Below are 13,203 nucleotides of genomic sequence, written 5' to 3'. Positions count from 1 at the left end.
CGGACCGCAGCCGGCCGGCCGGGCCGGAGCAGGCGAGGCTCGTCGCGCCGGCCGACGGCCCGGCGGCCAGGGCCTCGTCGGCTCCGCGGACCGAGACGGAGGTCAGCGCGGCGACGCCGACAGCGGCGAGCGCGGCCGCGGTGGCGACCGTCGCGAGGGTGGCGACGAGGGCGGGGGCGGTGCGTCGCGCCCCGCCGTCGCGCCGCGTCCCGGCGCGGGGCCGGGGGCGGAACGGTCGGGGGTGGCGGGGAGCACGGTGGCGGGGGGCCGCGTGGGTCATGGGTGTCCCGGGGGAGGGAGAGGACGGGCGGGGGGAGGGTGTGGAGCGCGCGGTGATGCCTCCGGCGGGGGACCGGAGAGGGGGGAACAGCGTTCCAACGAGGGTTTCCCGACCGGGTCACCGGTCGCCGACCACTGGTCTGGACCGAGCCGATCCGCTTGGATGCCGCACGTGACCACGACGACCGGCCGTTTCAGCGCCGAGGAGATCACCGAGGCCTACGCGGCGATGCACCGGCAGGTGCAGCACTACGCCACCAGCGGGCAGTGGGACGACTTCGCGCTCCACTTCACCGAGGACGCGCAGTACGTCGAGCACGCCTTCGGCACCTTCCACGGCCGCGAGGAGATCCGCGCCTGGTCGGTGCGCACGATGACCAGCTTCCCGGGGTCGGTGATGACCGGCTTCCCCCTGGCCTGGTCGGTGGTCGACGTCGAGCGGTCTCGGTTGATCTGCGAGGTGCGCAACCTCATGCCCGACCCGGGTGACGGCTCGGCGCATGAGGAGTCGAACCTGACGATCATGACCTACGCCGGCGACGGCCTGTTCTCCCGCGAGGAGGACGTCTACAACCCGCTGCGGTTCCTCACGATGGCCGTGCGGTGGGCCCGCATCGCCGAGGCACACGGCCGGCTCGACGACGACGGGCGCGCCTACCTCGAGCAGTACGGCGGCGGCGTTGGATCGGGTCGTTAGGCTCCCGACATGAAGGCCGCCCGCCGCATCGCCCTCGAGGTCGTGGGCTGGGGCCTGCTCCTCGCCGGTATCGCCGCGCTCGTCCTCCCGGGGCCGGGGCTGCTGATGATCTTCGCCGCCCTCGCGGTGCTCTCCCAGCAGTACGAGTGGGCCGAGCGACGCCTCGACCCGGTCAAGTACCGCGCGCTCAAGGGTGCCGCCGAGAGCGTGGAGAGCTGGCCGCGCATCGTCGGCTCCTCCGTGGCCGCGCTGCTGCTGCTCGTGGCCGGGTTCGTATGGATCCGGGGCCCCGAGGCCCCCGGCTGGTGGCCGCTCTCGGAGGGTTGGTGGCTGCCCGGTGGGGTCGCCACCGGCGTCACCCAGATCGCCTCCGCGTTCATCGCCGCGGCGCTGCTCGTCTACAGCTACCGCCGCTTCCACGGCAAGCCGGACGCCGTCGCCGAGCTCGAGCGCGAGATCGAGCAGGCCGACGAGGACTTCCGCAGCCTCTAGGCCACTGGTCCCCTAGGCCGCGACCGTCGCAGGACGGCGCCGCGGCCACCACAGCCGCGGACCCAGCAGGGCCGCGATCGCGGGGATGACCAGCGACCGCACGACGAAGGTGTCGAGCAGCAGCCCGGCCCCGATCGTGAAGCCGGTCTGGGCGATCGTCGAGACCGAGCCGGCCAGCAGCGCGAACATGCTCGCCGCGAAGATCAGGCCCGCGGCGGTGATGACCCGGCCGGTGGCGGAGGTGGCCCGCGCGATGCCCGCCCGGTCGCCGTCCGGCGCCTCCTCCTGCATGCGCTTCATCAGCAGCATGTTGTAGTCCGACCCCACGGCCACCAGCAGGATGAAGGCGAGCACCGGCACCGACCAGTCGAGGTCGCGCCCGAGCACCACCTGGAAGGCCAGGACGCCGATGCCCAGGGCCGCCGCGTAGGAGACCACCACGGAGGCGAGCAGCACGCCGGCCGCGACGAGGGAGCGCAGCAGCACCAGCAGCACGAGGAAGACCGCGATCAGCGAGATGCCCGCCACGAGTCCGAAGTCGGCGGCCGAGATGCTGGCCAGGTCGGCGTTGACCGCGGCGGTGCCGGCGGTGGTCACCTCGGCGTCGGCCAGCGACGTCCCGCGCAGCGCCGTGCGGGCGGCATCGGCCACCTCCCCGATCCGGCTGCGGGCCTGGGTGCCGAAGGCGTCGGTCGCGCCCAGCACGCCGATGCGGGCCGTGCGGCCGTCGGCGGAGAGGTAGATGGCGCGGGCGACGTCGAGCCGGGAGTCCTTCAGCGCGCTCGGCGGCAGGTAGAAGCCGGCGACGGCCGGGTCGGTGCCGGCGCCCCCGGTGCGACGCAGCACCTGTGCCGCGGTGCCCAGGCCGCGGCCGAGCGAGTCGACCTGGTCGACGACCTGGTCGGTGCCGTCGGCGAGTGCGGCCGAGCCGGTCGCCAGCTGGGAGGCTCCGCCGGCGAGGTCGCCGAGTCCGCCGGCCAGGCGGCGCTGTCCGTCGGCGGCGCGGTCCGCGCCCGCCTGGGCGCGGTCGAGTCCGTCGCGCAGCCGGACCAGTCCGCTCTGGAGGTCGGCGGTGCCGTCGGCGATGCGGTGGGCCGCGGTCGCGGCGTCGGCGAGCCCGGGCACCAGCTGGCCCGACTGCGCGTCGTAGAGCTGGTGCAGGCCCGCCCGGGCGCCGCTGCACTGCGGGTCGACCCGGCAGGTGAGGCTGCGGTCGAGGGCGGCGACGGCCTGGCCGAGCCCGTCGACGGCGGTGCGGGTCTGCGCCAGCGCGGTGTCCAGTCCGGCGGCGAGCGCCGCCGCGCCGTCCCGCAGCCGTGCCGAGCCGTTCTGGGCGCGTCCGGCCGCGGCGGTGAGGCGCTCCAGACCCGCGTCGAGCTCCTCCAGGCCGCCGGCGAGACGGTCGGACGCCGTCGCCGCGCGGTCGGTGCCGCCGGCGAGCTCGTCGGCGCCGTCGGCGAGGTCGCCGGCGCCGGAGGCCAACCGTCCGGTGTCGTCGCCGCCGGACCGGATGCGGTCGGCGGCGCGGCCGAGACGTCGGCCCACCACTCCGGCCTGATAGCTCACCGACGCCTGCGTGATCGGCTCGCCGCGAGGCCGGGTGAGCCCGCGTGCGGTCACGACCCCGGGCACCGCCGCCACGGCCGCGCCGGCCGCCTCGAGCGCCGCCAGGTCGTCGGGCGTGCGCAGATCGTGGTCGGCGGTGATGAGCACCCAGTCCTGGAGCGTCTCGTTGACCGGGAAGTGCGCGTCGAGCAGCCGGTAGCCGCGGTTGCTCTCCGTGCTCGCGGGCTGGCTGGCGCGCGAGTCGAAGTCACGGTCCATGACGGGTGCGAGGGCGGCCAGCGCCAGGATCGGGACGAGGGTCAGGGCCAGCACCCGCGCGGGACGCGCGACGACGGCGCCCGCCGTCCGATCCCAGGCCGCGGCCCCCTGGTCGCCGCGCGGGTCGAGCCAGCCCCGCCCGCCGGCCAGCGCCAGCACGGCCGGCACGAGGGTGAGCGCGATCGCGAGGGTGAGCAGCAGGGCCACCGCCACGGCCGGGCCGGTGGTGGTGAAGACCCCCAGCCGCGCCCAGCCCATCGCCGCGGTCGCGAGGACCACCGTGAGCGCCGACCCGACGATGACGCCGGCGACCCGGCCGCCGGCGAGGACGGCCGCCTCGGCGGCCGGGACCCCCTCGCGTCGTGCCTCGTGGAAGCGGGCGATGAGGAAGATCGCGTAGTCGGTCGCCGCGCCCAGGACGACGGCGGTCATGAACGATCCGGTGAAGGTGGAGACCGGCAGCAGATCGCCCGCGCCCAGCGCGGCCACGACCGCCCGGGCCGCGCCGAGGGCCACCGCGATCATGCCGAGCACGAGCAGGGTCAGCGGCACCGACCGGTAGAGCACGAGCAGCAGCAGCCCGATCAGCAGCACGGTCACCAGCGTGATCCGCAGGATGCTGTGCTCGGCCTCGAGCGCCATGTCGGCGATGGTGCCGGCGCCCCCGGTGACCGCCGTGCGCAAGCCCCCGGGCCGGTCGGTCGCCACGATCTCGCGCACCCGCTCGACCTCCCCGAGCGACGCCGGTGCCCCGGTCGCACCCGGCAGGCCGACCGTCACGTAGGCGGCCTCCCCGTCGTCGCTGACGAAGGCGCGTCGCAGCACCGGCCGCCGCACGTCCTGCACCCAGGCGACGCCGTCCTCGGCGCGCAGCCGCGGCACGAGGTCGCGGTAGTAGCGCAGATCGGACGCCGTCAGGCCGCCCTCGCGCTCGACCACGACCACCAGCACGGAGTTGGTGCGCCCGTTGCCGAACGCGGCGTCCATCTGCTGGAGGGCCACGATCGAGGGGGCGTCGAAGGGCACCACCGGGGTGTCGTCGTCGGCGACGACGGTCTCCAGCCGCGGCACCAGCACGGTGAGCACCGCGACGAAGGCCACCCAGAACAGCACGACGGCGCGGGCGTGCCGCACGCTGAGGCGGGCGAGGGCGGGCAGCAGCCGGCCGGGGGTGTGGTCCACGGTGGCACGCTAGGGCCGCGCCGGAGCGCGCGGCGACGTCCCGCGGGCGGAACCGCCCTCCGCCCCAGGGTGGAGGTGGAGGACCGGCCCGATCTGTCGGAGCGGTCTGCCAAGCTGGCGCGCGTGCCGCTCCACCTCCACCGCGCCTCGCGCACCGACCAGCTCGCCGACGCCCTCGGCGACCTGCTGGCGGTGCCCCCGGCCGACCCGTTCGCCGGGGAGGTCGTCGTGGTGCCGGCTGCGGGTGTCGAACGGTGGCTCTCCCAGCGGTTGGCCCATCGCCTCGGCACCGCACCGGGTCGCGGCGACGGGGTCTGCGCGGGCGTGGAGTTCCGCAGCCCCTGGTCGCTGCTCGCCGAGCTCACCGGCACCCGCGACGACGACCCCTGGTCGCCCGAGGCCCTGCTGTGGCCGCTGCTGCAGACCCTCGACGAGGTGCTCGACGAGCCGTGGGCGCTGCCGCTGGCCCGTCACCTCGGCGCCCGCGACGCCGAGCCTGCCGAGGCCGAGCTGCGCCGCGGACGCCGCCTCGCGCTCGCCCAGCGGCTCGCCCGGCTCTTCGCGGGCTACGCCGGCCAACGCCCGGGCGTGCTGGCGGCCTGGGCGGCCGGGCAGGCCACCGACGGCGTCCTCGACCTGCCCGCCGACCTCGCCTGGCAGCCCCCGCTGTGGCGCGCCCTCGCCGACCGGGTCGGCGGTCCCACCCCGGTCGAGCGGCATGCCGCGGCCCTCGCCGCGCTGCGCGCCGGCGGTGCCGGGCTGCCGCTGCCGGCCCGGCTCTCCCTCTTCGGGCATACGCGGCTCGCGCTCCCCGACGTCGAGCTGCTGAGCGCGCTCGGCGAGCATCGCGACGTCCACCTGTGGCTGCCGGTGCCATCGGCCGCCGCGTGGGAGCGGCTCGCCCGCGACGCGGCCGTGGGTCCTGTGCCGCGCGCCGACGACACCGGTCACCGCCTGCTCACCCATCCGCTGCTGGCCACGCTCGGCCGCGACGTCCGCGAGCTCCAGCGAGTGCTCGCCACCGTCGCGCCGGAGCTCGCGCCGGTGCCCCCCGACCCCGACGTCCCCGACACCCTGCTCGGGTGGCTCCAGCGCGACCTGCGGGCGGACGCCGTCCCCACGGCGCAGCAGCGCGAGGCCCGGCGCCTGCGGCCCGACGACCGGTCGGTGCAGGTGCACGCCTGCCACGGCGCCGCCCGCCAGATCGAGGTGCTGCGCGAGGTGCTGCTCGGTCTGCTGGCCGACGACCCCACCCTCGAGCCGCGCGACATCGTCGTCCTGTGTCCCGACATCGAGACCTACGCCCCGTTGGTCGCCGCCGGGTTCGGGCTCGCCGACCTCGAGGGTGCCGCGGGGCCTGCCGGTGCTGCCGGTGCTGCCGGTCCCGAGGCCGCGCACCCCGCCCATCGGCTGCGGGTGCGGCTGGCCGACCGGGCGCTCTCGCGCACCAACCCGCTGCTCGGCGTCCTCACCGCCCTGCTCGACCTCGCCGGCGGGCGGGCCACGGCCAGCGAGGTGGTCGACCTCGCGCACGCCGAGCCGGTGCGCCGCCGCTTCGGCTTCGGCGACGACGACCTCCAGCAGCTCGTCGACTGGGTGCGGGTCAGCGGCGTGCGCTGGGCCTTCGACGCCGAGCATCGCCGTCCGGTGGGTCTGGGCGACTACGTCGCCAACACGTGGGAGTTCGGGCTCGACCGGCTGCTCACCGGGGTCGCGATGTCGGCCGACACCGCGGCCTGGCTCGACCGCGTGCTGCCCCTCGACGACGTCGGCTCGGGCCAGGTCGAGCTCGTGGGCCGGTTCGTGGAGTTCGTCGAGCGTCTGCGCACCCTCACCGACCGGCTCGTCGGCGCCCACCCGCTCGGCCACTGGCTCGACGTGCTGACCGGGGCCCTCGAGGTGCTCACCGCCGTCGGCGCCGACGACGCCTGGCAGGTCGGGCAGGCCCAGCGCGAGCTCGGCCGGCTGCGCGAGACCGCGCTCGCGCGGGAGGGCCTGGGGCTGACCCTGCGGCTGCCCGACGTCCGTGCGCTCCTCGCCGACCGGCTGGGCGGTCGCCCCACGCGGGCGAACTTCCGTACCGGCACCCTGACCGTGTGCACGATGGTGCCGATGCGCTCGGTGCCGCACCGCGTGGTGTGCCTGGTCGGGCTCGACGACGGCGCCTTCCCGCGGGTCGGCATCCCCGACGGCGACGACGTGCTGGCCCGCCATCCCCGCACCGGCGAACGCGACGCCCGCAGCGAAGACCGCCAGCTCCTGCTCGACGCCCTGCTCGCCGCCACCGAGACCCTCGTGATCACCTACACCGGCGCCGACGAGTACGCCGGCCAGCCGCGACCGCCGGCCGTGCCCCTGGGAGAGATCCTCGACGCGCTCGACCGCACCGCCAGCGCGGGGTCGGTCGTGGAGGGGGCGCCCCGCAGCGTCGCCGCGGCCGTCACGGTGCACCACCCGCTCCAGCCCTTCGACGCCCGCAACCACGAGCCCGGGGCGCTCGTCCCCGACGGCCGGCCGTTCTCCTTCGACCCCGCCACCCTGCGCGGGGCCCGGTCGGCGCGCCGTCCCCGGGTCGCCGTCCCGGGCCTGCTCGACGAGCCGCTGCCGCCCGCACCGGCCGACGACGTGCTGCTCGACGACCTGCTCGCCTTCTGGAAGAACCCCGCCGGCGGCTTCGTGCGTCAGCGGCTCGACCTCGCGCTGCGCGACGACGACGAACCGCTCGACGACGCCCTCCCCGTCGAGATCGACGAGCTGACCCGCTGGTCGGTCGGCGACCGGGTGCTGCGCGACCTCCTCGACGGCATCGACCCCGCCCGGGTGCGCGACCAGGAGTGGCGCCGCGGCGTCCTGCCCCCGAAGTGGTTGGGCTGGCGCATCCTCGGCGACGTCCTCACCCGGGCCGAGCCGATCGCCGCCGAGGCCCGCCGGCTGCGCACCCGCCCGCCCCGGGCCGTCGACGTCGATGTCGACCTCGGCGGCGGCCGGCGGCTGCGCGGCACCGTCCCGCAGGTCTACGGCGACCGGCTGGTGCCGGCCTCCTACTCGCGCCTGGGTGCCACCCACCGGTTGCAGTCGTGGATCCGCCTGCTGGCGCTCGCCGCCTCCGACGAGGACACCGCCTGGACCGCCCACACCCTGGGCCGCCATCCCAACAGCCGCAGCCGCGACCCCGTCGGCGTCTCCCTGCTCGGACCGCTCGACTACCGCGCCCTCGACCACCTGCGCGACCTCGTGGCGCTGCGCGACGCCGGACTCCAGGAGCCGCTGCCGCTGCCGCTGAAGGCCTCGATGTCCTATGCCCGCAAGCGCCGCACCCACACCGCGGTCGCCGAGGCGCTCGACGCGGTCACCCGGTACGAGTGGGCCGACGGCCGGTTCCCCGGCGAGTGCTCCGACCCGGCGCACGCCCTGCTGTGGCCCGACCGCGCGTTCCCGGGGCTGGGCCCCGCGCGCCCCGGCGAGCAGGCCGACGGCGAGACGACCCGGTTCGGGTCGCTGGCTCTGCGGGTGTGGAGTCCGCTGCTGATCGCCGAGCAGGGGAGCTGGTGAGATGAGCGCCCCCGAGACGTCCGCCGAGACGTCCTCCGAGCTGCCGGTCTTCGACCTCGCCGGCGACCTGCCCGCCCCGGCGGCCACCACGCTGCTCGAGGCCAGCGCCGGCACCGGCAAGACCTACACGATCGCCGGCCTGGTCGCCCGCTACCTCGCCTCGGGTCTGGTGCGCATCGAGGAGGTCCTCGTCGTCACCTTCGGCCGCGCCGCCAGCCAGGAGCTGCGGGCCCGGGTGCGCGAACGCCTCGTCGCCTCCGAGCGGGTGCTGGCCGACCCCGAGGCGGCTCCCGACGGCCGCGACGTCGTGCGCGATTGGCTGCTCGCCTGCGACCCCGCCGAGCGGGCCGAGCGGCACGACCGTCTGCGCACCGCCCTGGCCGGGTTCGACGCCGCCACCATCGCCACCACCCACCAGTTCTGCCAGCAGGTGCTGCGCTCGCTCGGTGTCGCCGGCGACACCGAGCCGGGCGCGACCCTGGTCGACTCCCTCGACGACCTCGTCATGGAGGTCGTCGACGACGTCTACCTGCGGTTCTTCGGCGAGCGGCAGGGTCCGCCGCCGTTCACGCTGCTCAGCGCGCGATCGCTGGCGCGGGCGGTGATGGGCGACTCGCTCGCCGACATCGCACCGCCCAGCCCCGCCGAGTCGGCCGATCCCGACGCCCCGGGCGCGCTGCGGGTGGCCTTCGCCCACGAGGTGCGCGTCGAGGTCGAGCGGCGCAAGCGCGAGCGCGGCATCCTCAGCTACGACGACCTGCTCGCCCGGGTCGCCCGCGCCCTGGCCGACGACGACGCCCCCGCCCGCGCGCGGCTGCGCTCGCGGTGGCGGGTCGTGCTGGTCGACGAGTTCCAGGACACCGACCCCACGCAGTGGGAGGTGCTCGAACGCGCCTTCCACGGGCACGCCACCCTGGTGCTCATCGGCGACCCCAAGCAGGCGATCTACGGCTTCCGGGGCGGCGACGTCGTCACCTACCTGCGGGCGGCCGGCCTGGCGCACCACCGCGCCACCCTCGGCTTCAACCACCGCAGCGACGCTGCGCTCGTCGAGGCGCTCCAGGTGCTGCTGGGCGGGGCCGCGCTCGGCGACGACGAGATCGTCGTGCGGCCGGTGCGTGCCCGCATCGAGGAGCGCCGGCTCGAGGGTGCGCCCCATCCGGCACCCGTGCGGGTGCGGCGTCTGGCCCGCGAGGGCCTGCCGCAGACGAAGAAGCGGGAGATCCGCGCGGGCGACGCCCGCGAGGCCATCGCCGCCGACTGCGCCGCCGACATCGCCGAGCTGCTCGCCGCCCGCCCCCGGTTCGCCGGCCGCGAGCTCGAACGCGCCGACATCGCGGTCATCGTCAGCACCCGCGACCACGGCGTCCTGGTGCAGACGGCGCTGGCCCGGCTCGGCGTCCCCGCGGTCGTCGCCGGCGGCGGCCACCTCTTCGCCACCCCGGCCGCCGACGCTTGGTCGACCCTGCTGGAGGCGCTCGAGCAGCCGCATCGCGGGCCCCGGGTGCGCGCCGCCGCGCTCACCTGCTTCCTGGGACACACCGCCGCCGAGCTGGCCGCCGACCGCGTCGCCGGCGAGGCGGTCGCCGACGCGGTGGCCGACCGCCTGCGCGGCTGGGCCGCCGTGCTCCGATCCCGCGGCGTGGCCGCCCTCGTCGAGGCCCTGGAGTCGGCGGGGCTGACCCCCCGTGTGCTCGCCCTCGAGGGCGGCGAGCGGCTGCTCACCGACCTGCGCCACCTCGGGCACCTCCTGCACGAGACGGCGGTCCGCGAGCGGATGGGCCTCACCGCGCTGCTCCAGTGGTTCCGCGAGGAGCGTCGGCGCGTCGAGGTCGCGGGCGGTGAGCGTCCGCGGCGCCTCGACTCCGACGCCGCCGCCGTCCAGATCGTCACCGTGCACGGCAGCAAGGGCCTCCAGTACCCCGTGACCTACCTGCCCTTCGCCTACCAGACCTTCCGGCACCCCACCGAGGTCGCGCGCTACCACCACGCCGGACGCCGCACGCTCGACGTGCGCGGGGCCGGCGCGGCCTGGCCCGAGCATCTGGCCCGCCACGTCGCCGAGGAGTCCGGTGAGGATCTCCGCGAGCTCTACGTCGCGCTCACCCGCGCCCAGGCCCAGGTCGTGGCGTGGTGGGCGCCCACCCAGAACACCGTGGCCGGTTCGCTGCACCGCATGCTCTTCGGACGCCGCCCGGGTGCGGCCCACGTGCCCGACGAGATGCTGGTGCGCGACGACGACGGCGCCGTCGAGGTGCTCGCGGCCTGGGCGGCCGCCGGTGCCCTCACGCTCGAGGACGCCGCACCGCACCGCACGCCGTCCGCCCCGCCCGCCGCCGCCGCCGAGCGTGCCCTCGGCGTCCGCACCCTCGACCGCCCCATCGACACCGCCTGGACCCGCACCTCCTACTCCGGCCTCATCCGCATCGAGGAGCAGGCGCCGCCGCAGGTCGGCACCGAACCCGAGACGCCGCTGCGCGACGACGAGCCGGTCGCCGACGAGCCCGCCGTTTCCGGGTCTGCCGTCTCCGAGACCCGGCCCGACCTGCCGCTGGCCACCGCACCGGCCGGCGCGACCTTCGGCAGTCTCGTGCACGCGGTGCTCGAGCACACCGACCCGGCGGCACCGGCCACCGGCGGCGACCTCGAGGCCGAGCTGCGCCGCCACATCGTCGAGCAGCAGCGGTGGTGGCCCGTCGACGTCGACGCCGACGAGCTCGCCGCCGGGCTGCTGGCCGTTCACCACACCTCGCTCGGGCCGCTGTGCGAGGCCCGCACGCTGGCGCAGATCGCCCGCACCGACCGGCTCTGCGAGCTCGACTTCGAGATCCCGCTGGCCGGCGGCGACCGGGTGCGCGGCGCCGAGCGTCCGGTGCCGCGGCTGCGCGACCTCGTGCCGGTGCTGCGCGCGCACCTCCCGGCCGACGACCCGCTGGCCGCCTACGCCGACCGGCTGGCCGTGCCGCCGCTGGGCGACCAGCCGCTGCGGGGCTACCTGTCGGGGTCGATCGACGTCGTGTTGCGCGTACCCGACCCCGAGGTCGGTCACCGCTACGTCGTCGCCGACTACAAGACCAACCGGCTCAGCGCGCCGGGCGTCGTCCCGGTCGCCGCCGACTACGCCGCGCCGCGCCTGGCCGAGGCCATGCTGCACTCGCACTACCCGCTCCAGGCGATGCTCTACTCCGTCGTCGTGCACCGCTACCTGCGCTGGCGGGTGCCCGACTACCACCCCGAGGGCCACCTCGGCGGCGTCCTCTACCTCTATCTGCGCGGCATGGCGGGCCCGGCCACGCCCGAGCACGACGGGCATCCGGCCGGCGTCTTCTCCTGGCGCCCGCCGGCCGCCCTCGTCGTGGCCCTCTCCGAACTGCTCGACGGCGAACCCGCATCGGCCGTAGGAGGGCACCCGTGATCGAGCGTTTCGAGGCCCTCGACGCCCACGACCCGCGGCTGGCGGCCGGGGCCACGGGCGTGCTGGCGCAGTTCAACACCGCGGGCGTGCTGACCGCCGCCGACGTCCATGTGGCCGCCCGCACCTGCGCGCTGGCGGGGGAGAGCGACGACGCCGTGGCCCTTGCCGTCGCCCTGGCGGTGCGCGCCGTCCGGCACGGGTCGGTGTGCGTCGACCTCGCCGAGCTCGTCGCCGACGATCCCGATCTGCCCTGGCCCGCGGGCCTCGACCTCGATCGGGTGGCGGCCAGCCCGCTGGCGGCCGCCTCGGTGGTGCGGGTCGAGGGGCACCTGCTCTACCTCGACCGGTACTGGCGCGAGGAGGGTCAGGTGCGCGACGACCTCGTGGCGCGCGCCGCCGCCGCGCCGCCGGTGGTCGACGCCGCCGCGCTGGAGGCCGGCGCCGCGCGCCTCTTCCCGGCCGGCTTCGAGGAGCAGCGGGCCGCCGCGGTCGCCGCCGCGGGCCAGGCCACCACCGTGCTCACCGGCGGCCCGGGCACCGGCAAGACCACCGCCGTCGCCGGACTGCTGGCCCTGCTCGCCGCCGACGCCGAACGCGACGGACGTCGGCTGCGCGTGGCGCTGACCGCGCCCACCGGCAAGGCGGCCGCGCGCCTCCAGCAGTCGGTCGAGGAGGCGCAACGCGCCGACCGGTTCACCGACGCCGACCGCGCCGCGCTCGCCGGCCTCACCGCCTCCACCCTGCACCGCCTGCTGGGCTGGGTGCCCGACTCCCGCACCCGGTTCAAGCACCATCGCGGCAACCGGCTCCCGCACGACGTCGTCGTGGTCGACGAGACCTCGATGGTCTCGCTCACGATGATGGCCCGCCTGCTCGAGGCGGTGCGCCCCGACGCCCGGCTCGTGCTCGTCGGCGACCCCGACCAGCTCGCTTCGGTCGAGGCCGGCGCCGTCCTGGCCGATCTGGTCGCCGGTCTGGCCGACCATGCCCCCGGCGCGGTCCAGGCGCTGCGCACCGGACACCGTTTCGGGGCGCGCATCGGGGCGCTCGCCACCGCGCTGCGCGACGGCGACGCCGACACCGTGCTCGACCTGCTGGCCGCCGGCGGCGACGACGTCCGCTTGCTCGACCCCGACGACGCCGGCGACGCCGCGCTGCTGCGGGCCGAGCTGCGCGACCATGCGCTGGCGATCCACAGCGCCGCCAGCAGGGGCGAGGTGGAGGCCGCGCTCGCCGCGGTCGACCGGCACCGCCTGCTGTGCGCCCACCGCGACGGCCCGTACGGCGTCACCCACTGGAACCTCGAGGTCGAACGGCTGCTGGCCGACGCCCTGGGTCGCGGCATCGGACGGGCCGGCGGCGGCGAGTGGTACGCCGGCCGGCCGCTGCTGGTCACCGCCAACGACTACGGGCTGGGCCTCTTCAACGGCGACACCGGGGTCACGGTGGCCGGCGACCAGCTGAGCGCGGTCATCGCCGGGGTCGGCAGCCACAGCCGGTTCGCGCCGTCGCGGCTCTCCGACGTCGAGACGATGCACGCGATGACGGTCCACAAGAGCCAGGGCAGCCAGGCCGACGAGGTCACCGTCGTCCTGCCGCCGGAGGACTCCCCGCTGCTGACGCGCGAACTGCTCTACACCGCCGTCACCCGTGCGCAGTCGCGGCTGACGATCCTGGGGCGGCCCGACGCCGTCCGGGTCGCCGTCGAGCGGCGCGCCCTGCGAGCCTCGGGGCTGCGGGCGCGCTTCAGCGGCTGAGCGCC

7 protein-coding genes are annotated in these 13,203 nt (G+C 76.5%); 5 read left to right on the top strand and 2 right to left on the bottom strand.

Annotated features, from left to right (window positions below; all coding sequences use genetic code 11):
- Positions 1-280 (bottom strand): hypothetical protein (locus ABD671_RS16865; RefSeq protein WP_425574928.1); only part of this gene is annotated, 280 nt, incomplete at its 3' end.
- A gap of 171 nt (positions 281-451) precedes the next feature.
- Between ABD671_RS16865 and ABD671_RS16860 the strand changes: the two genes are divergently transcribed.
- Both ABD671_RS16860 and ABD671_RS16855 read left to right on the top strand, forming a co-directional pair.
- On the top strand, positions 452-976 hold the full coding sequence (locus ABD671_RS16860) for a nuclear transport factor 2 family protein (protein WP_344734602.1): 525 nt from the start codon (positions 452-454) through the stop codon (positions 974-976).
- A 9-nt stretch (positions 977-985) separates the two neighbouring features.
- Positions 986-1,468, top strand: coding sequence for a PGPGW domain-containing protein (locus tag ABD671_RS16855; RefSeq protein ID WP_344734601.1), 483 nt, complete (start codon positions 986-988; stop codon positions 1,466-1,468).
- A 12-nt stretch (positions 1,469-1,480) separates the two neighbouring features.
- Here ABD671_RS16855 and ABD671_RS16850 read toward each other — a convergent pair whose 3' ends face one another.
- Positions 1,481-4,474 (bottom strand): MMPL family transporter, encoded by a 2,994-nt coding sequence (locus tag ABD671_RS16850; protein ID WP_344734600.1) that lies wholly within the window; start codon positions 4,472-4,474, stop codon positions 1,481-1,483.
- Positions 4,475-4,597: 123 nt separating this feature from the next.
- On the opposite strand from ABD671_RS16850, the gene recC reads away from it, so the two are divergent.
- From recC to recD, 3 genes are read left to right on the top strand one after another with little or no spacing between them, the layout of a single operon-like run.
- Positions 4,598-8,026, top strand: coding sequence for an exodeoxyribonuclease V subunit gamma (gene recC, locus ABD671_RS16845; RefSeq protein ID WP_344734599.1), 3,429 nt, complete (start codon positions 4,598-4,600; stop codon positions 8,024-8,026).
- Between the two features lies 1 nt (position 8,027).
- Positions 8,028-11,441 carry a UvrD-helicase domain-containing protein gene (locus ABD671_RS16840; protein WP_344734598.1) on the top strand — a complete coding sequence of 1,138 codons (3,414 nt, stop codon included), beginning with the start codon at positions 8,028-8,030 and terminating at the stop codon, positions 11,439-11,441.
- Complete coding sequence (gene recD / locus ABD671_RS16835; protein WP_344734597.1) at positions 11,438-13,198, top strand: exodeoxyribonuclease V subunit alpha; 1,761 nt, start codon at positions 11,438-11,440, stop codon at positions 13,196-13,198. Before ABD671_RS16840 ends, recD begins: the two co-directional genes overlap by 4 nt.
- The last annotated feature ends 5 nt before the right edge of the window (positions 13,199-13,203 follow it).

This window comes from Nocardioides fonticola, from assembly GCF_039536805.1.
In the GTDB taxonomy this organism is placed as follows: domain Bacteria; phylum Actinomycetota; class Actinomycetes; order Propionibacteriales; family Nocardioidaceae; genus Nocardioides; species Nocardioides fonticola.
Note: the sequence above shows the minus strand (reverse complement) of the source record. Positions and strands in the feature narration are given on the sequence as shown.

Coding starts and splice junctions, on each gene's coding strand:
- ABD671_RS16855 (WP_344734601.1), top strand. CDS start 986: ATGAAGGCCGCCCGCCGCATCGCCCTCGAGGTCGTGGGCTGGGGCCTG.
- ABD671_RS16840 (WP_344734598.1), top strand. CDS start 8,028: ATGAGCGCCCCCGAGACGTCCGCCGAGACGTCCTCCGAGCTGCCGGTC.